This window comes from Planktotalea sp. (assembly GCF_050633725.1).
In the GTDB taxonomy this organism is placed as follows: domain Bacteria; phylum Pseudomonadota; class Alphaproteobacteria; order Rhodobacterales; family Rhodobacteraceae; genus Planktotalea.
This window is the reverse complement of the sequence record NZ_JBOEHB010000016.1, coordinates 92,409-118,148: the sequence shown is the minus strand read 5'-3', so window position 1 is coordinate 118,148 and position 25,740 is coordinate 92,409. Positions and strand designations below refer to the sequence as shown.

The following is a 25,740-nucleotide window of genomic DNA, read 5'->3' as shown; positions in this document are numbered from 1 at the left end:
CTGAACTCAATGCCAGCCCCATCATCGCACCGTGAGGAAGCCCATGAAATTTTCCACCTACACAAGTAACAACGAAACCTTTTACGGCGCGGCTACGGACGATGGCATGATCGCGCTTAACGATACGTTTCCGCAGTGGCCGACATTGCGCGATGTGATCGAAGCGGGCGGACTGGATCAACTCAGCGCCGCAGCGGACGGCAAGCCCGTTACACATACGGACTTCGAGTTCGAAATGGTAATCCCTAACGCGCGCCGCATTCTTTGCGTTGGCGTCAACTTTCCCGATCGCAACGCGGAATACAAAGACGGCACGAGTGCAGCGCCGAAATACATGTCGCTCTTTCCGCGTTTTGCCAGTGGCTTTACTGGGCACAATCGCCCATTGATCCGCCCGCCAGAAAACGAAACGCTGGACTATGAGGGCGAAGTCGCAATCGTCATCGGTAAAGCGGGGCGCCGCATCAGCCAAGACGACGCTTATGACCATATCGCCGCGATCACCATCTGCAACGAAGGCACGATCCGCGACTGGGTGCGTCATGCAAAATTCAATGTCACGCAAGGCAAGAACTGGGACCGCTCGGCAGCGCTAGGTCCTTGGATTGTTCCTTTCACCGATCCCAAGCAGTTAGATGACGCGCGCATCATTACCCGCGTCAACGGCGAGGTGCGCCAAGATGATGTGCTCTCGCGTATGATGCACCCCATTCGCCGCGAGATTGAATATATTTCGACGTTTATGACGCTTCAGCCCGGCGATATCATCGTAACGGGTACGCCCACGGGCGCGGGCGCGCGCTTTGATCCGCCGCGTTATCTGAAACCCGGTGATGTTGTTGAAGTTGAGGTCAACGGCATCGGCACGCTGCGCAACACAGTGGAAGATGAAACGCTATGACGCCAGAGGATCATGCACGTGCAGCTGCGGACCTTTTGGCGGCAGAGAAATCGGGTGAGCAGATTGGATTGCTCTCGTTGCGCTATCCTGAAATGGGAATGGATGACGCCTATGCGATACAAAACGCAATTTATCGGGCCAAACGCGAAGCGGGGCGCAGGGTAATCGGTTGGAAAATTGGTCTGACGTCAAAAGCGATGCAATATGCGCTGAATATCGACATTCCAGATAGCGGAATTTTGTTTGATGACATGCTGTTCGAGAACGATGGATGTGTCCCGAAAGGGCGTTTTATCGAGCCGCGCGTTGAAGCGGAAATTGCATTTGTCATGAAGTCGGCGCTCGGAGGGCACGGGATCACGCGCGATGACGTTCTCGACGCAATCGACTATGTTGCGCCGTCCCTTGAGATCCTCGACACGCGCATCTTGCGCGCTGATCCGGAAACAGGAAAAGCTCGGATAATCTATGACACGATCAGTGATAATGCTGCGAATGCAGGGCTTGTTCTGGGTGCAGAGCAGCACAGTGTTCAAGCGTTTGATCTGCGTTGGATCGGTGCAATAACCTCGCGCAATGGCGAGGTCGAGGAAACGGGCCTTGGCGCAGGGGTCTTGAATGATCCTGTGGAGAGCGTTGTTTGGCTTGCCCGGCGCATGGCGCAATACGGTCAAAGCATTGAACCGGGACAGATAATCCTATCTGGTAGTTTTATCAGGCCGATCGAATGTCCACCTGATACTCATATTCATGCTGATTTTGGCGCATTCGGCCATGTCGATATTTCATTTGCGTAAGGAACTTTCATGCCTGCACCTCATAACCCTTTCAAAGCGGCACTCAAAAATGGCGAACTGCAAATAGGTTGCTGGATGGGGCTGGCCGATACCTATGTGGCGGAAATAAGCGCTGGAGCAGGATTTGATTGGCTTTGCGTCGATTCAGAACATGCGCCAAACGATCTTCGCTCAATAACGGCTCAACTTCAGGTCTTAGCAGCGCGTGACACCCATGCGGTTGTGCGCCCCCCGATTGGCGAGACGTGGATCATCAAGCAGTTTTTGGATGCGGGTGCGCAAAGTTTGCTTATTCCAATGGTCGAAAGCGGCGCGCAAGCGCAAGAGTTGGTTGATGCTGTAACCTATCCTCCGCATGGGGTGCGCGGGGTTGGATCGGCCTTGGCACGCGCGTCGGATTTTTCAGGCATTGCAGACTATCTCACGACAGCGCGCGATGAAATTTGCCTGTTGGTGCAAGTTGAAAACCAAAAGGGCATGGCCGCGCTTGACGATATTCTTGCGGTTGAAGGCGTTGATGGGGTGTTTATCGGCCCTGCTGATCTGGCGGCTGATATGGGCTTTATCGGTCAAGCTGGTGCCGCAGACGTGAAGGCGGCAGTTGTCGATGCGATCACTCGCATCGTGGCGTCTGGTAAAGCCGCAGGAATTTTGACGCTTGATACAGATCTACAAGAGACATGCCGTGATTTGGGCGCGACGTTCATCGCGACTGAAATCGACGTCACATTGTTTGCCAAAGGAATGCGCTCTGCCGCGCGGACTGCGGCAGAACGTTTGCGCTAAGTTTTAGCGAGGTGCCATGCGAATGGCACCGTCCAGGCGAATGACCTCACCGTTCAACATCGGGTTGTCGATGATGTGGCAAACCAGTTTTCCGAATTCTTGGGGCTGACCAAGGCGCGACGGGAAAGGAACCTGTTGCCCAAGCGAGGTTTGCACATCTTCGGGCAGGCTTTCGAGCAGCGGTGTGAGGAACAATCCCGGTGCGATTGAGCAAACACGCACGCCTTTGTCTGCAAGGTCGCGCGCCATTGGTAGGGTCATCCCGACGATACCGCCTTTGGAGGCTGAATAGGCGATTTGACCGATTTGACCGTCAAATGCAGCAACCGATGCGGTGTTGATAATCACGCCGCGCGCACCGTCTGGCTCCATCGGGTCAAGCTCGCACATCAAAGCGGCCGCTTGGCTGGCGCAGTTGAAAGAACCTATCAGATTGATGCGGATTGTTTTGTCGAACAATTCGAAGGTATGCGGCTCGCCTCGGCTGACTGTTTTCCCAGCAAGACCAATGCCTGCGCAGTTGATCATCACGCGCGGCGCGCCTAGTTCGGCCACGACTTTGTCCATGCCCGCTTTGACGCTTGCCGGGTCAGAGACGTCAACTTTGCAAAAGATGCCGTCAATTTCTTGCGCGTAGCTTGTGCCTTTTTCTTCGTTCAAGTCAAATAGCGCGACCTTGAAGCCAGCTTTTGCCAAGGCACTTGCGCTTGCCGCACCCAAACCCGAGGCTCCACCTGTTACAATGGCGGTTGACCCCGCCCAATCCGCTAAGTTCATTTTGGCTCTCCTTAGGTGTGACATCTTAATGTGTTCTTTGGCGTTTTGGTTGACGCCACGACATGCATTTCGAAATAATGTGTTCTAAGGTGTCTGTGCAAGCGCATACGCAGTGACGTCGCGTGGTTTCATAAAACGCCTCTAACGCGCGGGTCTTGCGTCAAAAGCAGAAGGGACGTTCAGGTGACAACCTCATTACTCGCGCGGAATCGCAACTACCGTTTGTTGTTTACGGCGGGCGCTTTGAGCAATCTAGGCGATGGGTTCGTGATCTTGGCGCTGCCTTGGCTGGCAACGCTTTTGACCTCTGATCCTTTGGCCATCGGAGCCGTTGCAGCGGCTGGTCGTTTGCCATGGTTGATCTTTGCTCTGCCTGCTGGGGTGATAATTGATCGCGCAAATCAACGAAAACTTATCGCGCGCGCCGACTTGCTACGCGCGGCAATTGTCTTGGCGATTTTTGTGCTGGCGCTTGCTCCACCCGCGCCGGGCACAATTTGGCTATTGGCGGGGCTCGCGTTCTTGCTCGGATCTGCCGAGGTGCTTAGGGACAATGCTGCGCAGACCATTTTGCCCTCTATCGTCGAGAAGCGCGATCTTGAAGCGGCAAACGGTCAGCTTTGGAGCACGGAGCAACTGACAGGGCAATTTATCGGCCCGCCGCTTGCTGGTGTTTTGATTTCCATCGGGATTGCAGTGCCCTTTGGCTTAGATGTGGCCTTTCTGGTCCTCGCAGCTGGTCTCGTTTGGTTGATAAATCTGCCGGTACAGAAACGGAAGCATGCGAGTTTTGGCAAGGCGTTGTTAGAAGGCATCGCTTTCATGCGCTCGGATGTAATGCTGCTGCGCTTGGCAATTGTTCTGGGGATCGCAAATTTTCTGGCCACGGCAACAATCACCGTGCAGGTTTTATTCGCTCAAGATGTTTTGGCGTTGTCTGCACCTCAGTATGGACTGGTCTTGTCTGTTGCGGCTATTGGCGCAATTACAGGAAGCCTTCTCGCGCCGCGCTGGATAGCGGCGCTTGGCACGCAGCGCTGTCTGTTCTTATCGATCGCCACTTGGGCAGCCGGATATAGCCTGATCGGCCTAAGTGACAGCGGGCTGCTGATGTCACTGTGCCTTTTTGCGGTTATGGCCGCTGCAATGTTGTGGAACGTCATCACAGTGTCTTGGCGTCAGCGCCGTATTCCGAGCGAGCTTCTCGGTCGTGTTAACAGCATTTATCGTTTTTTCGGCTGGGGATCTATGCCGTTAGGAGCGCTTGCTGCGGGAGTTGTTGTGTCGCTGCTTGAAGATGACATCGGACGTGAAGCGGCGCTACGCGCGCCATTTTTGATGGCTGGGGCGGCCTGTGTCGCACTGCTTGGATACGCGCTGTTTCGGCTGCGTTTGGATTGAGCTGTCTGGGGCAGCGTAACCGACCGCGCGCGCAGGGTGCGCGCGCGGTCTTGTTTCGGGGGTGGATACTGCGCTTAGTATTCAACAACCGCGCGGATGGATTTACCTTCGTGCATCAGATCGAACCCATGATTGATTTCGTCCAATGACAATTTGTGCGTGATCATTGGGTCGATCTCGATTTTGCCATCCATGTACCAATCGACAATTTTCGGAACATCTGTGCGCCCTGAAGCGCCGCCAAATGCCGTGCCACGCCATGAACGGCCTGTTACCAACTGGAAAGGACGGGTTGAAATCTCGGCGCCCGCGGGGGCCACGCCGATGATAATGCTCTCGCCCCAGCCCTTGTGCGCGGCTTCGAGCGCGGTGCGCATTACGCCGACGTTGCCCGTCGCATCAAAGGTGTAATCCGCACCGCCGCCTGTAAGTTCGACCAGATGTGCGACCAGATCGCCCTCGACTTTGGAGGGGTTCACAAAATCGGTCATGCCGAAGTGCGTGCCCATCTCGACTTTACTGTCATTGAGATCGACGCCAACGATTTGATCGGCCCCTGCAAGGCGCAGTCCTTGGATAACATTCAGACCGATACCGCCAAGGCCAAAGACAATCGCGGTTGAGCCAATTTCGACCTTGGCCGTGTTGATCACCGCGCCAATGCCTGTGGTGACGCCGCAGCCAATGTAGCAAATCTTGTCAAAAGGCGCATCCTTGCGCACTTTGGCGAGCGCGATTTCAGGCACAACTGTGTGGTTGGCAAAGGTAGAGCAGCCCATATAGTGATGAATTGGCGTGCCATCGAGCATCGAAAAACGTGTCGAGCCATCGGGCAGCAGACCCGCGCCCTGAGTTGAGCGAATTTTCTGGCACAGGTTGGTTTTCGGGTTCAGGCAATATTCGCATTCGCGGCACTCGGGCGTGTAAAGCGGGATGACGTGATCGCCAACTTCCAGCGAAGTTACGCCTTCGCCAACTTCAATCACCACGCCCGCACCTTCATGGCCTAAGATCGCAGGGAATATACCCTCGGGATCATCGCCGGAACGGGTGAATTCATCCGTATGGCACAGGCCAGTTGCTTTGATCTCTACCAAGACCTCGCCTGCGCGCGGCCCTTCTAGATTGACTTCCATGATTTCGAGCGGCTTGCCAGCAGCAACGGCAACGGCGGCTTTTGTACGCATTATAGGGTCTCCCAAAAATTATCTTGCTTTGTGCGCGGATTGTATCATGATTTGAGAAAATGTCTCACAGAATGAGAGATTCCCGTCAATATGCATCTTGATCGTCTGATTGCCCTTCTCGAGATTGTCGCCGTCGCTGGACGGCCTGTTTCGGTTGTTGAAATTCAGAAGGCTACGGGGTTGCCGAAGCCAACGTGTTATCGTTTGATTCAAACTTTGGCTGAACAAAAGCTTTTGGACCAGCCCCAAGACGACGGAAAATTTGTAATTGGCGAACGGATGATCCGCATTGCGTTGCTTGGCAAATCCGACGTTGACGTCAGGCGCTGCGCCGCGCCGCTGTTAAAGGCGGCTGCTACAGGGTTCAACGAAACTGTGTTCCTTGCGCGTTTTCGCGACAGCAAGGTCGAGATCATCCATGTTGAAACCCCTGATGATCCAGCGCGCGCGTTTATTCATCCGGGCCTTGGTGTGCGTCCGATGCACGCTTGTTCTTGCTCCAAAGCGATTGCAGCCTTTGCCGAGCCTGAATTTCAAGACGCGATCCTGTCGGGCAACCTCAAGCAATATACAGACCACACCAAAATCACCCAAGAGGATTTGCGCGCTGAGTTTGCGCAGATCATTGAGCGCGGGTTCGCGGATTGCGATCAAGAGATTGATATGGGAATCGCAAGCGTCGCAGCACCGATAACTATTGGCAATATTGGAGCCACTTTTAGCGTAGGCGCTGTCGGACCTATCCGCCGTTTTGGCGCGGATTACCGAATGCAAATTGGCGAAAAATTAACAGATTTATCTAGCAAAATTAGCGGAGCCATTCAGCTCTGCAACGTGGCGGAGGTGTGAGCGGGCATTTGTATTAGGCCCTGAGTGGCCCAATTTTGAGACCCGAAAACGGGCGAGATTCTTAATTTTTTGGGAGGAATATTATGAACCTGAGACCAGACCCGACATTCCATGCATCGCCAAAACTGGCGATGGAGGCACCTGTCGAGAACTACGCATTCACGGTTATGCTGAGCCCTGATGGCGCGCAATCGGACGGTATCGCGGTAATTGATCTCAAGCCCGGATCTGACACCTATGGGCAGATCGTTCACCAAGTGATTGTGCCGAACAAAGGCGATGAATTTCATCACTTTGGCTGGAACGCTTGCTCGTCGTCGCTCTCGCCCTTGTCAGGACATGCGTTTCTTGAAAGGCGTTATTTGATTGTCCCTGGCATTCGCTCATCGCGCATCTATATCATCGACGTGAAAGAGCCGCTCAAGGCGAAGATACACAAGACAATCGAACCAGAAGAGCTTTTTGCCAAGACTGGTTATTCGCGGCCCCATACGATTCATTGTGGCCCTGAAGGGATTTATGTGTCCTGCCTTGGTGGCGGCGGCGCGGATGGCACTGACGGCCCCCCCGGTATCTTCATTATGGACTGCGAAACCTTCGAGATCATCGGCCAGTATGAAATGGATCGTGGCGCGCAAGACAAACACTATGATTTCTGGTGGAACCTGCCGCAGGATTACATGGTCAGCTCTGAATGGGGGCTACCACCGCAGTTTGAGGGCGGTATCGTGCCTGAGGATTTATTGTCGAACAAATATGGTCATTCGATCCACTTCTGGGATTTGCGCAAGCGCAAGAATATCCAGACAATCGACCTTGGCGAAAACCATCAAATGGCGCTCGAAATTCGCCCTGCGCATGATCCGACAAAGAGCTACGGGTTCTGCGGTGTGGTGGTGGATACCACCAACCTGCAAGGCGCGATCTTTACGTGGTGGCGCGATGACGACGGGAAATGGCAGTCGAAAAAGACGATTACCATTGATCCAGTGCCAGCCGATGCCGACGACTTGCCAGAGCTGCTGAAAGGGTTTGGTGCGGTGCCGCCGCTAGTGACGGACATCGACCTAAGCCTTGATGACAAGTACCTCTATGTCGCGTGTTGGGGGCTTGGCGAAATGCATCAATATGATGTGTCTGACCCGATGAACCCTGTCTTGGCGGGCAAAGTCGATGTGGGCGGGATCGTCAAAGACACCAAGCACCCCAACGGCAAAGACTTTGCCTTTGGGCCGCAAATGGTTGAAATCAGCCGTGATGGCAAACGTGTCTATTGGACCAATTCGCTCTACTCCACGTGGGATGACCAGTTTTATCCTAACGATGAAGGCGGGCAGATGGTCATGGCGGATGTTGGTGAAAATGGTGGGTTAACGCTCAACAAAGACTTCTACATCGACTTCCCAAAGGGCATGCGGTCGCACCAGATCAGGCTTGAGGGTGGTGACTGTTCGACCGATAGCTTCTGCTATCCATCTGTCTAGATGTTTGCAGATCTAAGCACAGCGGCGGCCCTTTGGGGGGCCGTCATTTTTTCTGGTCTTTATCATGGGATCAACCCGGGTATGGGCTGGCCGCTCGCGGTTTCCGCAGCGTTGATGGAGCGCAAACACAGCGCGCTTGGCAAGGCGCTGGCGATGTTGGCGCTAGGGCATTTCCTCGCGATGATCGGAATTCTGTTACCGTTTTCGATGATGATCTTCTTGGTGGAATGGGAAAGAGAAATACGCATCGGCGCAGGATGTCTTGTGATTGCGATGGGCATCTATTTGTTGATAAATCGAAAGCATCCCAAATTTTTGGCCCGCGTACATCCCGCGCGTCTCGCGCTTTGGTCGTTCCTTGCGGCGATGGCGCATGGCGCAGGGCTGATGCTTGTGCCGATATTCTTAGGGATATGTGCAATTGATGCGCAGGACACAGGCCATTTGGCGGCGCAGGCCTTGATGACAAGCAACGTCATGACGGCCTTTGGCGTCGCGTTGGTTCATACAGCAGCGATGATAATTGCAGGCGGCATCATAGCGACAGTTATCTATTTGTGGCTTGGCCTCAAATTCTTGTCACGCACCTGGTTCAATCTGGATTTGGTCTGGGCGCTCAGCCTTGTCGTCGTCGGCGCGTTTGGTGTCGCATCAGCGTTCATAGGCCACTAGACGTGTTGTCGTCATTGTAAGACAAAACACGCGATTGGCTGCGTGTACGCAATTGGCTTGCTGTCATAGCATATTCTTTTTTCAGCGCTTCTGAAAGTGAACTAGACGTGCCGAACCCATTGGCAATCGCGATATCCAAAACAGACATTTGGGTTTCTTCGATCATTGCCCGAGCGCGCGACGTTCTGAGCCGTTTGTAAAACCGCGCGGGTGTTTGATCGAATACGTCTTTAAACACACGCTCTAAGTGACGGGTCGATAGACCAATGCTCTGTGCGAGTTCGGAAATTTGCATGGGCGCGTCCAAACTGTCCTGCATCGTCTCGATAGCGGATTTAACCCTTGGATCATGCAGGGCAGGGTTCATCGAAAGATCGTTCGGCTGCTCAGCATGGCTTTTCCGAATGACGGGTAACAGTAAGCGATTGCCAAGCTCGCTAACTGCATTGGGGCCCAAATGATCCGCGATCATTCCGATGACCAGCTCTTCGGTGGAACCAGAGCCGCCCGCGGTAATGATGCCGCGATACTTTTCCGAAAGCCGATTTGTCAGGTTTGAGTGGCGTCCCACTTCGTGAAGGCCAACAGCGTCGCGCCAATGGGTGGTGACCGAACCACTTTCGATTTTGGCGCGGCGAATATAGGCGGTTGCGGCTTCGGAGAGCAATGCAACGGGGCGCCCCAAGCGCTGCATTTGGCGAATCCGCGCCATCCACATTCCTGATGCGCCGCTTTTTCCGCCCACGACCAGCATTGCGTCTGAAAGGTCATGATTGTCGAACGCGGGCTCCGCGCGCAGGATCATTCCGCATTCGCCCGTGATGAGGCCGGGGTTGTTCGAAATGAACCGCCATGAATAGGCCTCGCGTGCAAGCACATCATTGGCCCCTTTTAGGGTGCGCGCAATGGTGGCGGCTTCGTAATCGCTAAACCCTTTGTCGACAAAAATTTCAAAGCTGCTCGGGCTAACGTTTTGATCATCCGAAGATTTCACGCGGGCCACGCAAAAGAGCTAAGAGGATATCCCTTTTCATCTACATCACACATGAATGCGTGGAATTGGGAACGCTGCATGTCCGCTTTAATCCTTGCTGGTGCATGGAAAGGATTCCACAGTTCTATACGTGCCGTCCAGTCCATTCCCATGCGAAAATTACCGCGCGCTCACGCAGCGAGTGGTTTCGCCTATCTGTGCATCTGCTCTTTTTTCCAAAGAATGATTGCGCTATCTGGAGAGGTGAGATGTTTAGGTCGTGCTAAGGGGCTTTGATGGCGCAGAACGTTGAGTATGACCTATTGATCATTGGTGGTGGCATCAACGGGTGCGGAATTGCGCGTGATGCCACCGGGCGAGGGCTGCGGGTCGGATTGGCAGAGATGAATGATCTGGCGTCAGCGACCTCGAGCGCCTCAAGCAAGCTCTTTCATGGTGGATTGCGCTACCTAGAGTATTTTGAAGTCGGTCTTGTGCGCAAAGCTCTGATCGAGCGAGAAATACTCTTGCGCGCGATGCCTCATATTTCATGGCCGATGAGATTTGTGCTACCTTATCACAAAGACATGCGCTTTGAGAGCACGACGCCGACGTCCAGATTGTTAAGCGTTGTGATGCCTTGGATGAAAGGGCGACGCCCCGCTTGGCTCATTCGCTTGGGACTGTTCCTATATGATAACTTAGGTGGGCGCGAAATTTTGCCGGCTACGCGCAGCGTTGATTTGCGCGTTGATGAAGCGGGCCGTCCTTTGCAGGAGCGGTTTGAGCATGCCTTTGAGTATTCAGATTGCTGGGTTGAGGATTCTAGATTGGTGGCGCTCAACGCGCGCGACGCCAGACAACGTGGCGCCCAGATCATGCCGCGCACAAAAGTTGTGAACGCCGAGCGTTTCGATGATCATTGGCGCGTAACACTTGAGGATCAAGCCAGCGGCGAAACTAGGGACGTGAGCGCCAAAATGATCGTCAATGCAGCGGGGCCTTGGGTGAGCGAAATCCTGAAGGGTCCGTTGCAGGTGAACTCGCGCGATGGGGTGCGCCTTGTGCGCGGCAGCCACATTGTGACGCGTAAGCTATATGATCATGAGAAATGCTACATTTTGCAGGGCAAAGATGGGCGGATCATTTTCACCATTCCCTACGAGGGTGACTTCACGCTGATCGGCACAACGGATGTTCCCCATCCTGATGCATCAACATTGCCAGAATGCTCGCCAGAAGAACGGGACTACCTTTGCGATTTCGCGTCTGGCTATTTCGAACGCCCCGTAACGCGTGATCAAATCGTTTGGAGTTATTCGGGCGTGCGGCCGCTTTATGATGATGGAGCTGTGAACCCATCCGCTTTGACGCGCGATTATACGTTGACGCTGAATGCCGAAGGGGCACCTTTGCTGAACGTTTTCGGTGGCAAAATCACAACCTACCGTCGATTGGCCGAAGGCGCGTTGTCAAAAGTCACTGCGCATTTCGAGGGGCTTGGCGGCGATTGGACCGCGGGAGTGGCTTTGCCTGGTGGTGATTTCGAAAGTGATGGATTTGACGCTTTGGTTGACGAGATTTGTCTCTCTTATAGCTTTCTGACCCGCGCATGGGCGCGCCGCTTGGTGCGAGCTTATGGAACTGATGCGCGAAACCTATTGGGCAGTGCCAAAACGGCGGGCGATCTAGGCGAAGACTTTGGCGAGACCTTATCCGAGGCGGAACTCAACTGGCTTAAGGATCACGAGTTTGCCAGCACGGGTGAGGATGTCTTGTGGCGGCGGAGCAAGCTGGGGCTGCGATTGAGTAACGAGCAGGCCGCGCGCGTTGACGCGTTTATGCAAGGTTAGCGTCGCATATTGGTCGGGCGCGTTATGCGGCGCGCCAGCATACGTTCGCGTAAGAAAACGAACAAGCCAGATCCCATTATCAACAAAATACCTATGGTAACGGCCAGATCAGGTAATTCCCCAAAAATGAAGAACCCCCAGAGCACCGCCAAAGGCAGCCCAACGTATTCAAATGGTGCAACCGTTGCTGCGCTGCTGATGCGGTAGGCTTGGCCAAGGCAATACCCGACTATCGCAGACATAAGGCCGAGGCCGATGAGATAGGACCAATCGCCTGCGCTTGGCCAGTGCCATGCCCGCAGCAAAAAGATAACCGCGCCGTTTTCAGCGCCTTCGGCAAACCGCCCATCGCCAGCGACTAGATAGAAACCAGCTGACACGAGTATAAACGTGCCTTGAATGTAGATCGCCAGCGCCGAAGCTTTACTGCTGACGCCAAGTTTACGGGTCATGATCTGGTTTATCGCGTAGGTTAGCGCCGCAAGAACTGGTAGCAACAGCACGATGCGGTTAGCATCCGTATCGCCTAGGCTTTGCCAAGGCCTTTGCATGATCAACACCCCGACAAAGCCAACAAGGACCGCGGTAAGCCGCATCGGGCCGACCTTTTCGCCCAAGATAGGAATCGACAATAGCGTGATCATCAAGGGGGCCACAAAGAACAGCGCCGTCGTTTCAGCAAGGGGGAGCACGGCGATTGCGGCGAAAAACGACATATTGGATATGACCACCATAAGCGCGCGCAGGGCGTGCAACCTCGGTGTCGAGGTCTTGAGCAGATGCCAGCCACCTTCCATGTGAAGGAAAACAAATGAGAACAACAGGCCAATGGTAGAGCGCGTGAAAACCAATTGATGCAGGGGGTAACCGCCAGACAGCTGTTTGATCAGCACATCATTAACAGAGATTGCCGCCATCCCGATCAAGATGAATAAGATACCGAGGGTAGACGTGTCGCGTGTGCTCATCCTTAAACGCTACTCCTATTGCTGTGGACGCACCAGCCTGTTTGCGACTGCGCAGCGAAGCAGATAGGCAGGGCGTAACGAGGGAGAATTCCATGAAAGCCATTCTAAGCATTCGTGACTTGGTAAAGCGCTATGAGGGCGGCTTTGAAGCGCTCAGCGGGGTGACGCTCGAAATTGAGAAGGGTGAAATTCTTGCTCTACTTGGTCCGAACGGCGCTGGGAAAACCACTTTGATATCAACGATTTGTGGAATCACAGAGGCGACAAGCGGATCTGTATCTGTTGGCGGGCATGACATAGTTGCTAGTTTTCGTGACGCGCGCCGTTTGATCGGCCTTGTTCCGCAAGAGATCAATCTTGAGCCATTTGAAAAGGTGATCAACACAGTGCGCTTTTCGCGTGGATTGTTTGGAAAGCCCAAAGATGATGCCTTCTTGGAGAAAATTCTGCGTCAGCTTTCACTTTGGGACAAAAAGGATAGCCGCGTCATGGAGTTGTCTGGCGGTATGAAACGTCGGGTGTTGATTGCCAAAGCACTAAGTCATGAACCAGAAGTGCTGTTTCTGGATGAGCCGACTGCTGGCGTGGATGTCGAGCTGCGCAAAGATATGTGGGAGATCGTAGCCGATCTTAAAGAGCGCGGGACAACGATAATTCTCACAACGCATTACATTGAAGAAGCCGAAGCTATTGCCGATCGAATTGGTGTGATCGCCAAAGGGGAATTGCTGCTGGTGGAAGAGAAGCAAGCCCTCTTGACGCGTATGGGGCAAAAGCAACTGCAAATTGATCTTGCGGAGCCTGTAACGGCATTGCCCGATGCATTAAGCCATTATGATCTTGAAATCGTTCAAGACGGGGAAGCTGTCCTTTATACCTATGATACGCGCGGCGAACGCACGGGGATTACCAGCCTGCTTGCGGATCTCGCAAAGGCGGGGCTGGTAATGCGCGATTTGCAAACCAAACAATCCAGCCTTGAAGACATCTTTGTGGGTCTTGTCGCGGAGGACGCAGCATGAATTGGCAAGCGATTAGATCTATCTATATGTTTGAAATGGCACGGTTCTTTCGCACCTTGATGCAAAGCTTCATTTCGCCAGTGATTTCGACATCCCTCTATTTTGTGGTGTTCGGAGCTGCCATCGGGAGCCGCATCGATCAGGTTGATGGCATCAGCTATGGCGCGTTCATCGTGCCGGGTTTGATCATGCTGAGCGTTATGACGCAGGCGATATCGAACGCGTCTTTCGGGATTTACTTCCCGAAGTTCATCGGCACGATTTACGAACTTCTGTCTGCGCCTGTGAATTTTCTGGAAATTGTCCTTGGATATGTCGGCGCCGCAGCCACCAAGGCGCTTTTCATTGGGGTTGTGATCCTTGGCACGTCGGCATTGTTCGTTGACCTCCAAATCCAGCATCCGTTGGCGATGATGGCCTTCATGGTTCTGACTTGCGTGAGCTTTGCACTGTTTGGTTTCATCATCGGCATTTGGGCGCAAAACTTTGAGCAATTGCAGTTGATCCCGCTTTTGGTGATCACGCCCTTGGTCTTCCTCGGCGGCTCTTTCTACTCGATTTCCATGTTGCCGCCGATTTGGCAAACGATCACTATGTTCAACCCAGTTGTTTACCTCATTTCGGGCTTTCGCTGGGCGTTTTTTGGCATGGCGGATGTGCCAATTGGCCTGAGCTTGCTTGCAATTTCTGGCTTTACAGGCCTGTGTTTGCTCGCGGTCTGGTGGATATTCAAAACCGGCTGGCGTATCCGTAAATGATCACTCGGATTTTATATCGCACACATGGCTTGTTTCACGCGCATCGGCGATCTACATCGGCAGTATGAAACGCTTTATTCCCTTCATGAAATCCGCACCTACCGTAGCGGTGGTTCGCTTGTCTGGCGCAATTGGCACAGCCGCTCGCGGTTCTTTAAGTGATCAATCGCTTGCACCCGTGTTGGAAAAAGCATTTTCGCGAGGCAAGCCCGATGCAGTTGCACTGGTCATCAATTCACCAGGGGGCAGCCCTGTTCAAAGCTCGCTCATTGGCGCGCGGATCAGGCGGCTGGCGGATGAAAAAGAAGTGCCCGTGATAGCTTTCGTTGAAGACGTCGCGGCTTCAGGTGGGTATTGGCTGGCAGCCGCGGCGGACGAGATTTATGCGGACGAAAGTTCGGTCGTTGGCTCTATCGGGGTCATCTCGGCTGGCTTTGGAGCGCATGTGTTTCTCGCGCGCCAAGGGATTGAGCGCCGCGTGTATACGGCGGGAAAATCGAAATCCATGCTTGATCCGTTCAAGCCTGAATCCAAAGAAGACGTGACGCGTCTTAAAACAATGCTAGAGCAAATTCACATCAACTTTATCCGCCATGTCCAAAAACGGCGCGGGGATAAGATTGATAAGAATGACGATCTGTTCAGCGGCGATATCTGGGTCGGACAGAGCGCGCTTGAGGTCGGCTTGATTGATGGCATCGCGCATTTGGTGCCTGCGATGAAAGCGCGTTTCGGGGATAAGGTTCAGTTCCGCCGTTACGGACCTAAACGTAACTGGATGAGCCGTTTTGGTGCACAGATTGCGACGGATGCGCTGTCAGGCATAGAGGAGCGCGCAGAATTTGCGCGTTACGGTCTGTAGCTTGATTTTCAAAATCGTCACCTTGTTTTTAGTCGGCATGGGTGTGCTGGCAATGATTGGGAAATTCACGTTTCCCGGGCAAAAACAATTGCAAAACGCCAAATGCAAGCGCTGCGGGCGCTTCAAGATCGGACGCGGCCCTTGCGCGTGTTCCAAAGGTAAGGGCTAAAAGATGATGGCATGGGTTTTATGCGCGTTGGGTTTGGTAATCCTGCTGTTGGCGGGCGATGCGCTGGTGAAAGGGGCTGTGAACCTAAGCCTGCGTGTTGGCATTCCTGCGTTGATCGTGAGCCTGACAATAGTGGCCTTTGGCACCTCTGCGCCTGAACTACTGATTGCAATCAACTCGGTACTTGAGAACAAGCCAGACATTGCGATGGGCAATGTCGTAGGATCGAACACCGCAAATATTTTGCTGGTGTTGGGGTTTCCCGCTATTTTGGCGACGCTACACACATCCGAATGCAATACGCGCAAGACCTATGTCTTTATGATGCTCGCAAGCGTTCTGTTTATCGCCTTGGCCTTCACAGGTAGTTTCGGCACGTGGCAGGCTTTGGTTCTTTTAGCGGCACTCGCTTATGTGCTGATCGATGCACTACGTGAAGCAAAAGCCCATCGGACGGGGGCGGTTTGCGATGCGAGCGACGATGATGAAGATGTTGAAGGCGCTGACCCCAATATGCCTTGGTGGCAGATTATCGTCTTTCTCATTTTGGGCCTTGTCGGTCTACCGCTTGGCGCAGACTTGTTGGTGGACAATGCGTCACTCATTGCTCGCGAGTACGGGGTTAGTGAAACGGTAATCGGCTTGACATTGGTCGCGCTTGGCACGTCTCTGCCCGAGCTTGCGACGACAACGATGGCGGCGCTACGCCGACAGGCGGATGTGGCGTTGGGCAATGTCATCGGATCGAACATGTTTAATCTGCTCGCGATCATCGGCGTGGCGGCGTTGATTGGCCCAATTCCCGTTGCACCAGAATTCTTGCGCTTTGATCTATGGGTTATGCTTGGCGCATCTGTGCTGCTTTTGCCTTTTGTTTTCTGGCGATGGGATATCACCCGCAACTGGGGGATTGCGCTGACAATTGCCTATTTCGCCTACATCGGCTTGGTGTTGTGCTAAAGCTTAGGTTGAGCTTCCTTAAGGTCAATAGCGTGAGAGTTTTGCACTAGTCTCTCAAAAGTTAAGAATACGTTACAAAAACCTAACGAATTCAATGTTTTAAATATGTTTTTGTTATTTTTTTGTTTTAAGTCAAGCGGTTACTTATGTGCCTAATTTTTAGGCACATAAGCGAAGTGGGCTAAAAATAAGGAAAAATCACTGCTCACACGAATCTATCCGCAGAGTTATCCACAGGAATCGTGGATGGAATTTCTCTTGCCATATAGCTTGTGGCATTGCAGCTCAGTTCGAAGAATCATAACTGTTGTCCATGAGCGATACTGATGACGTGAACGCAGAGCCGACGCCGAAAGGGGCGAAGGTTATCCAAGCCTATTTAAAGACGCTTGATAGCTCGCCCGGGGTCTATCGAATGCTGGATGAGCAAAGCCGCGTTCTCTATGTTGGCAAAGCGCGCAATCTGCGCGCGCGTGTTTCAAACTATGCGCGGCCTACTGGGCATTCGGGGCGGATCGCCACGATGATCGAGCAGACTGCGAGCATGATGTTTCTGACAACAAGAACAGAAACCGAAGCGCTGCTCTTAGAGCAAAACCTCATCAAGCAGCTCAAACCGAAATATAATGTGTTGCTCCGCGATGACAAAAGCTTTCCGAATATCTTGGTTGGTAAAGATCACGCGTTTCCAATGATCCGCAAGCATCGAGGCGCGAAAAAAGATAAGGGCGCATATTACGGACCGTTTGCATCAGCAGGGGCGGTCAACCGCACCCTCAATCAATTGCAACGCGCGTTTCAGCTGCGCGATTGCTCGGATTCCAGCTATGAAGCGCGCACGCGCCCCTGTTTGCAATATCAGATCAAGCGATGTTCGGCGCCGTGCGTCGGCAAAATCTCCGAGGATGATTATGCCAAAACAGTAAGCGATGCCGAGCGCTTTTTGTCAGGCAAGTCGACAGATTTGCAAAGCGAACTGGCCGAGCAAATGGCCAAAGCCTCGGAAGAGTTGGAATTTGAGCGCGCAGCCGCATTGCGAGACCGCATTCGCGCATTGACGCAGGTGCAGACCTCACAAGGGATCAACCCGCGCAACGTGTCTGAGGCCGATGTCATTGCGCTGCATATGGAGGGCGGGCAGGCCTGTGTTCAGGTCTTTTTCATTCGTGCCAATCAGAATTGGGGCAATAAAGACTACTATCCCCGCATTACCAACGATGTGGATGAGGCCGAGGTCTTGGAAGCCTTCACAGGACAGTTTTACGACACCAAAGACCCGCCGCGTCAGATCCTTCTCAGCCATACTTTAGAAAACGAAGATTTGATGGTCGATGCTTTGACACAAAAGCTAGGCAAGAAGGTCGAATTGATTGTCCCTCAGCGCGGAGAGAAAGCTGAGATCTTGGATGGCGCTGTGCGTAATGCGCGCGAGAGTTTGGCGCGCCGTATGGCCGAGACGCAAGCGCAAGGCAAACTGTTGAAAGGTTTGGCTGACGCGTTCGGGCTTGAAAAAGTGCCTCAACGCATCGAAGTTTATGATAACTCACACATTCAAGGCGCGCATGCGGTTGGTGGTATGATCGTCGCGGGGCCAGAAGGCTTTGTCAAGAATGCCTATCGCAAGTTCAACATTAAGGGCGAAGACCTGACGCCCGGCGATGATTTTGGCATGATGAAAGAAGTTATGACGCGGCGCTTTAAGCGGTTGATCAAGGAAGACCCTGATCGGACTAAGGGCGATTGGCCGGACTTGCTTTTGATTGATGGCGGTGCAGGGCAGGTGAGCGCTGTACGCGAGATCATGGAAAGCTATGGCATTGGCGATATCGCGATGGTCGGTGTTGCAAAGGGTGTAGATCGCGATGCTGGTAAAGAAGAATTTTATAGAACTGGCCAAAGACCTTTCGCGCTAAGGCATAATGATCCTGTGCTTTATTTCATCCAGCGTATGCGCGATGAGGTGCACCGTTTTGCCATTGGAACGCATCGAGCCAAGCGCAGTAAGGCGATAGGGGCGACGCCTTTGGATGATGTGCCTGGCGTGGGAGCAGGGCGCAAACGTGCGTTACTCGCCCATTTTGGATCGGCCAAAGCTGTTTCGCGCGCGCATTTGGCAGACTTGAAGGCGGTAGATGGGATATCAGCGGCGTTGGCGCAGGTGATCTACGATTTTTTCCATGAACGCGGGTAATTAGAATGTGCGCGCAAGCGCGCGCTTGATGGCTCGCTGACGCGAGCGGGATGGGGCGCTGCCCCAGACCCCGGAGTTTATCGGGGAAAATGAAGTTGCTGCGCTGCGGCATTTTCTCGAAGAGGGGTATACTTATTGTAGGAATAGGCCTATGCGCGGGGCTTGTTCGAACGGCAGGTATGCAATGACTGATTTTGAAAACGTGATTCCAACCCTCAATGAGGCTTTGAAGGTGAAGGGCTATGAGACCTTGACGCCTGTACAGGTCGAGGTGTCCAAGCCCGAATTCGTGGATCAGGATTTGCTGGTCTCTGCTCAGACCGGTTCTGGTAAGACGGTTGCCTTTGGTTTGGCGATTGCGCCGAGCATTTTGGAGGCAGATGGAAATTTCGAGCGCGCCGCGACGCCGCTTGCCTTGGTGATTGCACCAACGCGGGAATTGGCGTTGCAGGTGAAGCGCGAGTTTGATTGGCTTTATGCGCCTGCGGGCGTTGTTGTTGCCTCGACTGTTGGCGGCATGGATTCGCGCACTGAGCGACGCGCGTTGGAGCGCGGTGCGCATATTGTTGTGGCGACCCCTGGACGTCTTCGCGATCACATCATGCGCAGCGCGATTGATCTCTCTAGCCTGCGCGCTGTTGTGCTCGATGAAGCGGATGAGATGCTCGACATGGGTTTCTCTGAGGATCTGGAGTTCATTCTGGACACCACCCCTGAGGACCGCCGCACACTGATGTTCTCCGCGACCGTGCCACGCGGCATTGCGAAGTTGGCGCAGAAGTATCAGCGTAGCGACACGAAACGCGTTGAGACGATTGGCGAAGGCCCGCAACACGCCGATATTACCTATCGCGCCATGACTGTCGCGCCATCTGATACAGAGAATGCGATCATTAACACGTTGCGCTTTTATGAGGCGCAGAACGCGATTGTGTTTGCCAATACCCGCGCGATGGTTGCGCGTTTGACAGCGCGTTTTTCCAATCGTGGATTTTCTGTAGTATCGCTGTCTGGTGAGCTATCCCAGAACGAGCGCACGCACGCCCTGCAAGCGATGCGCGATGGTCGTGCGCGGGTTTGTGTGGCGACGGATGTTGCGGCGCGCGGGATTGACCTGCCGAACCTTGATTTGGTGATTCACGCGGACTTGCCATCAAACGCAGAGACGTTGTTGCACCGCTCTGGCCGTACGGGTCGCGCGGGTCGCAAAGGTATTTCCGCGCTGATCGTGCCGGGTCGTCAGAAATCCAAGGCCGAGCGTTTGCTGCGGTTTGCTAAGCTAAGCGCTGAGTGGAGCAATGCACCATCCGCGGATGAGGTCAATGCGCGCGATGAAGAGCGTATGCTGAATGATCCTGCTTGGTCGGAGGCGTTGAGCGAAGATGAGCTAAGTTTTGCAGGTAAGTTGCTTGCGCAGTACAAGCCTGAACAGGTCGCTGCAGCGTTCTTGCGCCTGCACCGCTCCAAGCATTCTGCGCCTGAGCAATTGGGGGAAGTTAAAGAAAGCGGGCCGCGCGATAAGCGTGACAAGCGCGAACCCCGCGCTCCGCGTGATTTTGGGCCAAGCTCTTGGTTCTCTCTTTCGATCGGCCGCAAAGGTAAGGCAGAGCCGCGCTGGCTGTTGCCGATGCTGTGCCGCAATGCGAATATCTCCAAGGATGATATCGGCGCGATCCGTGTGCAATACCAAGAGACGTTCATTGAGGTTCAAACCTCAGCGGTTGCGGCTATGAAGAAAGAGCTAGGCGAGGGGCTTAATCTTGAGCAAGGCGCTAGTCTGACGGAGCTGCCCGGCAAGCCAGACTTTGATGCATCCCCTAAGGGACCACCCGCTGACGGGCCAGCGCGCCCGCACCGCAAAGGTCCGCGAGAGGATCGTTCGCGTGGGGACAAACCGCGCTATGACAAGCCCCGTCACGATGGGCCGCGCGGTGATAAGCCGAGTTATGACAAACCTAAGTATGACAAACCCAAAGGCGACAAGCCGAAGTTTGACAAGCCAAAGGGCAAAGCGCCTTACAAGGCTGACAAGCCCGGAAAGAATGATCCGCGTCCGCCAAAACACGCCGCGAAATCTGGCACGCCGAACAAAAACAAACCTGCACGCGCACCAAGCGCTGTTGATACGGGGGCTGTCGCCGCGAAACCCACGACACGCAAGGGCGCAATGGATCCGTCCAAGCCAATGGGTGCGCGTAAAGCACGCGGAAAAGCAGCGGCAGCGAAACCCAAAGGTGGCGAGAGCAAGCCTTATAAGGTGAAAACGCGCGCTGGTAAGGGACCTGATGCGCGGCCAATGCGTAAACCAAGCCGCAAGCCTTAAGTAGGCTTGCGAGTATTGGGGTGAGCGCCTAGATGTTGCGCATGACGATGACGATCCCAAATATTCTAACGATCCTCCGGTTGCTTGCTGCGCCCGGTGTGGCGGTGATGTTTCTGTATTTCACCCGACCCTATGCCGATTGGTTTGCGCTTTGCCTCTTTGTGCTTGCTGCGTTGACGGATTGGGTGGACGGCTATCTAGCGCGGATTTGGAAGCAAGAAACCAAATTAGGCGCGATGCTGGATCCGATCGCCGACAAAGCGATGGTTGTGATTGCCTTGATGGTGATCATCGGGTTTTCGTCGTGGTCGGCTTGGTTGGTTTTGCCCGCAACGATGATCCTCTTTCGGGAAGTATTTGTTTCGGGCCTGCGTGAATTCCTTGGTGACACGGCAGGAACGCTCAAAGTCACTAGATTGGCCAAATGGAAAACGACTGCTCAAATGGTGGCAATTGCCGTTCTCTTTAGCCAAGGTGTGTTTGAGCACTACCTAGGCATGTCCGCATATGGCATGGATCAAGCAATGTTCGAGGCCATTCTCAGCGGGGCAGAGGAAGACCTGTTGGGACTGGGTTGGAAGTATCAAGGTATGATCTGGTCAGGGCGCGTTGGGCTATGGCTCTTGTGGATCGCGGCGGCTTTAACTTTGATTACAGGTTGGGACTATTTCAGAAAGTCGCTGCCGCATCTGAAAGATGAAACGTGATGGATGTCCTCTATTTTGCATGGGTGCGTGAGCGCATTGGCGCGCCGAAAGAGACGCTCGAAACCTCGGCAGGCACAGTGATGGAGCTGGTCGAAGAACTAAGGGCGCGTGAAGAGCGTTACGCTTTGGCGTTCTCCGATCTGAGCGCGCTGCGCGTTGCGGTTGATCAGGATCTTACTGACTTTGATGCGTCGCTTGAAAATGCGCGCGAGGTCGCGTTCTTTCCGCCAATGACAGGGGGGTGACCCTTTGAAAATTCTTGTCCAAGCAGAGCCGTTTGACGCAGGCGCGGAGCTGAACGACTTTACCGCAGCGCAAACCAACATGGGCGCGATTGTGAGCTTTTCGGGTATCGTACGCGATCTGCCCGGTGGCGGGTTGCAGCAGATGGATATTGAACACTACCCTGGCATGACAGAACGCGCCTTGGAAAAGATTGCGCGCGATGCGCTGGCGCGTTGGGATTTGGGGGATGTTCTGGTGATCCACCGCTATGGCCCTCTTGCGCCTCAGGACACGATTATGATGGTGGCGACCGCGTCGCCGCACCGAAAGGATGCCTTCGAAGCGGCAGACTTTCTTATGGATTACCTCAAATCGCGAGCGCCGTTCTGGAAGAAAGAACAAACCGCAACCTCAAAAGAATGGGTTGCTTCTAAGCAAGATGATGAAGACGCGTTAAAGCGCTGGTGAGCTAGTCAAAAGCGCTGTCATAAAGTGCCCATCCATCGCGTTGCGGATCAACGGGACTGGGGTCGTCAAAGCGAATGCTGGTGCTATCTCTTTGCTTTAAGTTAAGTGCGAAACGGCAAACGCGGCGATCCCGCTTTATTGGCCCTGCTGATGCACCCGCTCGATATAAGCGCGCAGCTCTTCGGCTTCATGACGGGCATCGCGTAGCCCTTCCATTGCTGCGTTTAGCTCTGCTTCGCCCTGCGAAAGCTGGTTGGTCAATTCTGCTTCACGCTGTTGCAAATAGGTAATCGCCTGATCGCGGGTTTCTTCTGCTTCGTGCAGTTCCTGGGCCATGCGTTCCAATTCACCCACATCAGAGCGGGATACGCGGGTAAAGCGATGAATAAGCCAATTCGCAAACCAACCCATGCAAAATGCAACAAATAGAATAATCGCTGTTGCGATGACGAACTCAGTTCTGTTCATCGGTATTTCCTTCTTCGCCCTGTTGCTCTTGCGTTGCATCGCTTTGTGTTGCGTCGCTTAACGCATCCAGCGTTGTTGTTTCTTCCACTGTGGCTTGTGGGAGAATGACTTTAAATTCAATGCGCCGATTGGCTTCGCGACCTTCTGCGGTCCCATTGTCGGCGATTGGGTTGGCTTCTCCAAATCCTTGCGCAGCAAAACGGGATGTTAGAACGCGGCGATCTCGAAGCGCACTTAGCACGGCTTGTGCGCGGGTTTGGCTAAGCTCAAGGTTCATCGACTCACGACCTTGGCTGTCTGTGTGACCGCTAATCTCCATCCGCATATCGTCAGGGCATTTGTTGAGAATTTCCGCGATGTCATCAAGAATGCTCTCCGCAGAGCTATCCAAATTCCCCGAACCGGGTTCAAACGCGATTTTACGGCCAGTTTGAATTTCGCTGATCTGGCTTTCGCATTCTTGCGGCGTTGGCAGGCCGAGCACAGGATCTAGCTTTTTCTTGTAGGTGACCTTGATGCTGAAATCTTCGGAGCTTCCAAGCTTTTCTGCAAGCAACTGCGCAATATCAGATTTTGCGGACACATGCCCTGTATCGCCAAAAACATGGAACTGATCAGGGCTGACCGTGACCGAGCCGTTGTTAAGCTGTGAGAGTGTCTCAAGCGCAGCAAGAACACGCACGGACCAATTGCGCGGGAGGTCTTCGTCAATGCGCGCAGCGGTATAAACTGAACCTGAACCAAAGCGCGCCTTGGCATAGCTGTCTGCGGTCTCACGTGCCAGTTCGGAACCGACACGCCCACGCAACTGCACTTGCCCTTCCGGGCTAAGCGTTGCGACGAATTCAGGCGGGCCTTCACTCGCGTCCTCGGGAATAGGGAGAACGGCGTCCAAAGCAAAAACATCTGGCAAGGATGTTTCCAACTCTCCGACAATGCGATCAAACAGAACTTGCTCGGTGCCTTCTAGCGCTGTCAGCGTAATGTCGGCGTCTGCAAAGGTAAGGGAGCCACCACCAAGTTCGTTCAGCTTCTCGATGGAAAGTGCGACCGCATCTGACCAGCGGCGCGACGGCACGCCCAAGCCAATGCGGCACTCAAATTCAGCGGTCATACCAGCGGCCTGTGCGGCCTTGCTGATTTTGTCACGCGCTTCGAGCGTGTCGGCGCTGCACGCGTCAAACCTGACATCGTCGCCCGAACTTAAGAACCTCAAGGTAAATGGGCTGATCACCGGGCGCGGCGCGGAAATATTCAATGCGAGATTCACGTCCTGTGAGGCACGTCCGCGCAGCTTTGTTTCAAACTGGCGTTTTTCAGCAGGGCTATCTGCCATTGCTGTAACCGCCACATTCCCCGCATCAATGGAGATTTTTGACCGTGGTAACAAACGTAGCGCTTCAAGGCCTAGCTCTAGCGCTGGGGCCCAGCCTTGCGGCGCAGGATATTTGGCGCTTTCGAGGAAATCACTGACGCGATCGCCGCCGGCAAACCTGTTGATATCTTTCAACATATCATCGGTAGAGCTGGCCTCGGGGATCAATCCGATCAACGAAATGCCGCTGTCGTTACGCAGAATTTCAATGGAGAAGCGGGGCGGTGCAAAGGCTTCGCGGTCTGCGACTTCGGTTTGGTCAATAACCCGGGCGGCATCAACGATGCTTCCCGCGAGGCTTACCGCTTTAAAGCGTTCTGCTTCCGAGGGAGCGGTTCCAATCAGGAACAGTTGCAGGCCATTGGCGTCAGCATCCGCCCATGTCAGGCTCGCCTTATCCAACGCGCGTCGCACGCCTTTGGTCGAGTTTTCCTCAATAAGCGTAACTGAAAAGCCCGCTGCGACAAAGCATAGGCCTGCTGCGCTTAGAAACGTAGCCGCTATTGTAACGTAAGAAGACAGGCGCATTTGCATCCAAGATCAGTGAAGTTGGTTTCGTGATACGCGTTGATGCGTTCGGTTACAATCACAGCAATAGCGCGATGGCGAAAAACAGCACAGGAAGCAGTCCGGCATCCCTGTTAGAGCGAAACAGTTTTAGCAATCCTGCCTGATTGTCAGGGTCAAACCGCCTGAGTTGCCAGTTTAGGTGCCAGCCAAAGGCCCAGACGCCTCCAAGCGCGATTATCAGCGAAACGAACGAGCGCTCAATTGCGCCTTGAATGATCGCAAACGCAAAGAGCGTGACGCTGCCAATCAAGAAATACATCAACCATTGCGGGGTGCTTTCGCCAAAAAGGCGTGCGGTGCTTTTTATGCCGATCAAAGCGTCGTCTTCGGTATCTTGATGGGCATAGATCGTATCGTAGAAAAGCGTCCAAACAATACCCGCCGCGTAAAGTGTCAGGGCGGGCCATTCAAGTAATCCAGTATGCGCGGTCCAAGCGAGCAAAGCACCCCAGTTGAAAGCGAGACCAAGGAAAACCTGCGGCCACCAAGTGAAACGCTTGGCGAATGGGTAGATCAGCACGGGGACAAGCGAGAGAACACCCAAGCCAATCGCGACCCAATTGAATGTGAGTAGGACGGCGCAAGACACGAGCGTTTGCAGGATCATCCAAACGACAGCCTGTTTTACGCTCACTTGCCCAGAGGGGATCGGGCGGTTGCGCGTGCGCTCGACCGCGCCATCAAAATCGCGATCAGTGATATCATTCCATGTGCAGCCCGCGCCGCGCATCAACGTCGCGCCAATCGCGCAGCCGATGAAGATCCAAGCATCGAACCAGCTGGCGGTTCCTGAGTGGAGCATTGCCAGTAAAAGTGCCCACCAACAAGGCAACAGCAAAAGCCAAGTCCCAATCGGGCGATCAAACCGGCTCAGGCGAAGATAGGGGCGCAGCCACTCTGGCGCGCGCGTGTCGACCCAATTATCTTGCACTGCATCCGCAATCAGCGGCGCGCCCTCTGGTTCTTGTGATCCGCCTTGCATATGTAGTGCCTT

General features: G+C 53.9%; 24 protein-coding genes. 17 read left to right on the top strand and 7 right to left on the bottom strand.

Annotation, left to right across the window (positions count from 1 at the left end; genetic code table 11):
* Window positions 1–43 precede the first annotated feature (43 nt).
* Genes ACRBCU_RS13620 through ACRBCU_RS13610 form a run of 3 tightly spaced genes read left to right on the top strand, consistent with a single transcriptional unit; the run spans window position 44 to window position 2,484 of the window.
* Window positions 44–901 (top strand): fumarylacetoacetate hydrolase family protein, encoded by an 858-nt coding sequence (locus ACRBCU_RS13620; protein ID WP_431365939.1) that lies wholly within the window; start codon window positions 44–46, stop codon window positions 899–901.
* Window positions 898–1,698 (top strand): 2-oxo-hept-4-ene-1,7-dioate hydratase, encoded by an 801-nt coding sequence (gene hpaH / locus ACRBCU_RS13615; RefSeq protein WP_431365938.1) that lies wholly within the window; start codon window positions 898–900, stop codon window positions 1,696–1,698. The genes ACRBCU_RS13620 and hpaH overlap by 4 nt, the downstream gene beginning before the upstream one ends.
* Before the next feature lie 9 nt (window positions 1,699–1,707).
* Window positions 1,708–2,484 carry an aldolase/citrate lyase family protein gene (locus ACRBCU_RS13610; protein WP_431365937.1) on the top strand — a complete coding sequence of 259 codons (777 nt, stop codon included), beginning with the start codon at window positions 1,708–1,710 and terminating at the stop codon, window positions 2,482–2,484.
* Window positions 2,485–2,487: 3 nt separating this feature from the next.
* On the opposite strand, the gene ACRBCU_RS13605 is transcribed toward ACRBCU_RS13610, so the two are convergent.
* Window positions 2,488–3,261, bottom strand: a complete 774-nt coding sequence (locus ACRBCU_RS13605) for an SDR family NAD(P)-dependent oxidoreductase (RefSeq protein WP_431365936.1) — start codon at window positions 3,259–3,261, stop codon at window positions 2,488–2,490.
* A 183-nt stretch (window positions 3,262–3,444) separates the two neighbouring features.
* Here ACRBCU_RS13605 and ACRBCU_RS13600 point away from each other — a divergent pair, with 183 nt between their 5' ends.
* Window positions 3,445–4,662: an MFS transporter gene (locus ACRBCU_RS13600; protein WP_431365935.1), complete on the top strand. Its 1,218-nt coding sequence runs from the start codon at window positions 3,445–3,447 to the stop codon at window positions 4,660–4,662.
* Between the two features lie 74 nt (window positions 4,663–4,736).
* Here ACRBCU_RS13600 and ACRBCU_RS13595 read toward each other — a convergent pair whose 3' ends face one another.
* Window positions 4,737–5,849 (bottom strand): S-(hydroxymethyl)glutathione dehydrogenase/class III alcohol dehydrogenase, encoded by a 1,113-nt coding sequence (locus tag ACRBCU_RS13595; RefSeq protein ID WP_431365934.1) that lies wholly within the window; start codon window positions 5,847–5,849, stop codon window positions 4,737–4,739.
* A 90-nt stretch (window positions 5,850–5,939) separates the two neighbouring features.
* Between ACRBCU_RS13595 and ACRBCU_RS13590 the strand changes: the two genes are divergently transcribed.
* From ACRBCU_RS13590 to ACRBCU_RS13580, 3 genes are all read left to right on the top strand, one after another.
* Complete coding sequence (locus tag ACRBCU_RS13590) at window positions 5,940–6,698, top strand: IclR family transcriptional regulator (protein WP_431365933.1); 759 nt, start codon at window positions 5,940–5,942, stop codon at window positions 6,696–6,698.
* 83 nt (window positions 6,699–6,781) lie between these two features.
* Entirely contained in the window at window positions 6,782–8,182 is a 1,401-nt protein-coding gene (locus tag ACRBCU_RS13585) for a selenium-binding protein SBP56-related protein (protein ID WP_431365932.1), read from the top strand.
* Window positions 8,183–8,854: a hypothetical protein gene (locus ACRBCU_RS13580; protein WP_431365931.1), complete on the top strand. Its 672-nt coding sequence runs from the start codon at window positions 8,183–8,185 to the stop codon at window positions 8,852–8,854.
* Here the strand turns inward: ACRBCU_RS13580 and ACRBCU_RS13575 are convergent.
* A complete protein-coding gene (locus ACRBCU_RS13575; protein WP_431365930.1) occupies window positions 8,841–9,857 on the bottom strand; it encodes a GlxA family transcriptional regulator in 1,017 nt (338 codons plus the stop codon). The two genes, ACRBCU_RS13580 and ACRBCU_RS13575, sit on opposite strands and share 14 nt — an antisense overlap.
* A 266-nt stretch (window positions 9,858–10,123) precedes the next feature.
* Between ACRBCU_RS13575 and glpD the strand changes: the two genes are divergently transcribed.
* The gene (glpD, locus tag ACRBCU_RS13570; RefSeq protein ID WP_431365929.1) at window positions 10,124–11,680 is read left to right on the top strand and encodes a glycerol-3-phosphate dehydrogenase; all 1,557 of its coding nucleotides are present in this window, start codon (window positions 10,124–10,126) and stop codon (window positions 11,678–11,680) included.
* Here glpD and ACRBCU_RS13565 read toward each other — a convergent pair.
* The gene (locus tag ACRBCU_RS13565) at window positions 11,677–12,648 is read right to left on the bottom strand and encodes a DMT family transporter (protein WP_431365928.1); all 972 of its coding nucleotides are present in this window, start codon (window positions 12,646–12,648) and stop codon (window positions 11,677–11,679) included. The genes glpD and ACRBCU_RS13565 overlap by 4 nt on opposite strands.
* Window positions 12,649–12,740: 92 nt before the next feature.
* On the opposite strand from ACRBCU_RS13565, the gene ACRBCU_RS13560 reads away from it, so the two are divergent.
* From ACRBCU_RS13560 to ACRBCU_RS13520, 9 genes are all read left to right on the top strand, one after another.
* Entirely contained in the window at window positions 12,741–13,670 is a 930-nt protein-coding gene (locus ACRBCU_RS13560) for an ABC transporter ATP-binding protein (protein ID WP_431365927.1), read from the top strand.
* A complete protein-coding gene (locus ACRBCU_RS13555; protein ID WP_431365926.1) occupies window positions 13,667–14,428 on the top strand; it encodes an ABC transporter permease in 762 nt (253 codons plus the stop codon). Before ACRBCU_RS13560 ends, ACRBCU_RS13555 begins: the two co-directional genes overlap by 4 nt.
* Window positions 14,429–14,492: 64 nt before the next feature.
* A complete protein-coding gene (locus ACRBCU_RS13550; protein ID WP_431365925.1) occupies window positions 14,493–15,290 on the top strand; it encodes a S49 family peptidase in 798 nt (265 codons plus the stop codon).
* A 172-nt stretch (window positions 15,291–15,462) separates the two neighbouring features.
* Entirely contained in the window at window positions 15,463–16,419 is a 957-nt protein-coding gene (locus ACRBCU_RS13545) for a calcium/sodium antiporter (RefSeq protein ID WP_431365924.1), read from the top strand.
* A gap of 313 nt (window positions 16,420–16,732) precedes the next feature.
* Entirely contained in the window at window positions 16,733–18,610 is a 1,878-nt protein-coding gene (gene uvrC / locus ACRBCU_RS13540) for an excinuclease ABC subunit UvrC (RefSeq protein ID WP_431365923.1), read from the top strand.
* A 184-nt stretch (window positions 18,611–18,794) separates the two neighbouring features.
* Window positions 18,795–20,933, top strand: coding sequence for a DEAD/DEAH box helicase (locus tag ACRBCU_RS13535; RefSeq protein ID WP_431365922.1), 2,139 nt, complete (start codon window positions 18,795–18,797; stop codon window positions 20,931–20,933).
* A 41-nt stretch (window positions 20,934–20,974) separates the two neighbouring features.
* A complete protein-coding gene (pgsA, locus tag ACRBCU_RS13530; RefSeq protein ID WP_431365921.1) occupies window positions 20,975–21,640 on the top strand; it encodes a CDP-diacylglycerol--glycerol-3-phosphate 3-phosphatidyltransferase in 666 nt (221 codons plus the stop codon).
* Window positions 21,637–21,885 carry a molybdopterin converting factor subunit 1 gene (moaD, locus tag ACRBCU_RS13525; RefSeq protein WP_431365920.1) on the top strand — a complete coding sequence of 83 codons (249 nt, stop codon included), beginning with the start codon at window positions 21,637–21,639 and terminating at the stop codon, window positions 21,883–21,885. The genes pgsA and moaD overlap by 4 nt, the downstream gene beginning before the upstream one ends.
* Before the next feature lie 4 nt (window positions 21,886–21,889).
* The gene (locus tag ACRBCU_RS13520; protein WP_431365919.1) at window positions 21,890–22,333 is read left to right on the top strand and encodes a molybdenum cofactor biosynthesis protein MoaE; all 444 of its coding nucleotides are present in this window, start codon (window positions 21,890–21,892) and stop codon (window positions 22,331–22,333) included.
* A 135-nt stretch (window positions 22,334–22,468) separates the two neighbouring features.
* On the opposite strand, the gene ACRBCU_RS13515 is transcribed toward ACRBCU_RS13520, so the two are convergent.
* The 3 genes from ACRBCU_RS13515 to ubiA are packed head-to-tail and all read right to left on the bottom strand — an operon-like array spanning window position 22,469 to window position 25,728.
* Window positions 22,469–22,801: a hypothetical protein gene (locus ACRBCU_RS13515; RefSeq protein ID WP_431365918.1), complete on the bottom strand. Its 333-nt coding sequence runs from the start codon at window positions 22,799–22,801 to the stop codon at window positions 22,469–22,471.
* Entirely contained in the window at window positions 22,788–24,704 is a 1,917-nt protein-coding gene (locus ACRBCU_RS13510; RefSeq protein WP_431365917.1) for an OmpA family protein, read from the bottom strand. Before ACRBCU_RS13510 ends, ACRBCU_RS13515 begins: the two co-directional genes overlap by 14 nt.
* 58 nt (window positions 24,705–24,762) lie before the next feature.
* Window positions 24,763–25,728, bottom strand: a complete 966-nt coding sequence (gene ubiA / locus ACRBCU_RS13505; RefSeq protein WP_431365916.1) for a 4-hydroxybenzoate octaprenyltransferase — start codon at window positions 25,726–25,728, stop codon at window positions 24,763–24,765.
* Window positions 25,729–25,740: the final 12 nt, after the last annotated feature.

Excerpts from the sequence above, each read along its gene's own strand:
- ACRBCU_RS13620 (WP_431365939.1), top strand. The coding sequence starts at position 44 with ATGAAATTTTCCACCTACACAAGTAACAACGAAACCTTTTACGGCGCG.
- hpaH (WP_431365938.1), top strand. The coding sequence starts at position 898 with ATGACGCCAGAGGATCATGCACGTGCAGCTGCGGACCTTTTGGCGGCA.
- ACRBCU_RS13610 (WP_431365937.1), top strand. The coding sequence starts at position 1,708 with ATGCCTGCACCTCATAACCCTTTCAAAGCGGCACTCAAAAATGGCGAA.
- ACRBCU_RS13605 (WP_431365936.1), bottom strand. The coding sequence starts at position 3,261 with ATGAACTTAGCGGATTGGGCGGGGTCAACCGCCATTGTAACAGGTGGA.
- ACRBCU_RS13595 (WP_431365934.1), bottom strand. The coding sequence starts at position 5,849 with ATGCGTACAAAAGCCGCCGTTGCCGTTGCTGCTGGCAAGCCGCTCGAA.
- ACRBCU_RS13590 (WP_431365933.1), top strand. The coding sequence starts at position 5,940 with ATGCATCTTGATCGTCTGATTGCCCTTCTCGAGATTGTCGCCGTCGCT.
- ACRBCU_RS13585 (WP_431365932.1), top strand. The coding sequence starts at position 6,782 with ATGAACCTGAGACCAGACCCGACATTCCATGCATCGCCAAAACTGGCG.
- ACRBCU_RS13580 (WP_431365931.1), top strand. The coding sequence starts at position 8,183 with ATGTTTGCAGATCTAAGCACAGCGGCGGCCCTTTGGGGGGCCGTCATT.
- glpD (WP_431365929.1), top strand. The coding sequence starts at position 10,124 with ATGGCGCAGAACGTTGAGTATGACCTATTGATCATTGGTGGTGGCATC.
- ACRBCU_RS13565 (WP_431365928.1), bottom strand. The coding sequence starts at position 12,648 with ATGAGCACACGCGACACGTCTACCCTCGGTATCTTATTCATCTTGATC.
- ACRBCU_RS13560 (WP_431365927.1), top strand. The coding sequence starts at position 12,741 with ATGAAAGCCATTCTAAGCATTCGTGACTTGGTAAAGCGCTATGAGGGC.
- ACRBCU_RS13555 (WP_431365926.1), top strand. The coding sequence starts at position 13,667 with ATGAATTGGCAAGCGATTAGATCTATCTATATGTTTGAAATGGCACGG.
- ACRBCU_RS13550 (WP_431365925.1), top strand. The coding sequence starts at position 14,493 with ATGAAACGCTTTATTCCCTTCATGAAATCCGCACCTACCGTAGCGGTG.
- ACRBCU_RS13545 (WP_431365924.1), top strand. The coding sequence starts at position 15,463 with ATGATGGCATGGGTTTTATGCGCGTTGGGTTTGGTAATCCTGCTGTTG.
- uvrC (WP_431365923.1), top strand. The coding sequence starts at position 16,733 with ATGAGCGATACTGATGACGTGAACGCAGAGCCGACGCCGAAAGGGGCG.
- ACRBCU_RS13535 (WP_431365922.1), top strand. The coding sequence starts at position 18,795 with ATGACTGATTTTGAAAACGTGATTCCAACCCTCAATGAGGCTTTGAAG.
- pgsA (WP_431365921.1), top strand. The coding sequence starts at position 20,975 with ATGACGATGACGATCCCAAATATTCTAACGATCCTCCGGTTGCTTGCT.
- ACRBCU_RS13515 (WP_431365918.1), bottom strand. The coding sequence starts at position 22,801 with ATGAACAGAACTGAGTTCGTCATCGCAACAGCGATTATTCTATTTGTT.
- ACRBCU_RS13510 (WP_431365917.1), bottom strand. The coding sequence starts at position 24,704 with ATGCGCCTGTCTTCTTACGTTACAATAGCGGCTACGTTTCTAAGCGCA.
- ubiA (WP_431365916.1), bottom strand. The coding sequence starts at position 25,728 with ATGCAAGGCGGATCACAAGAACCAGAGGGCGCGCCGCTGATTGCGGAT.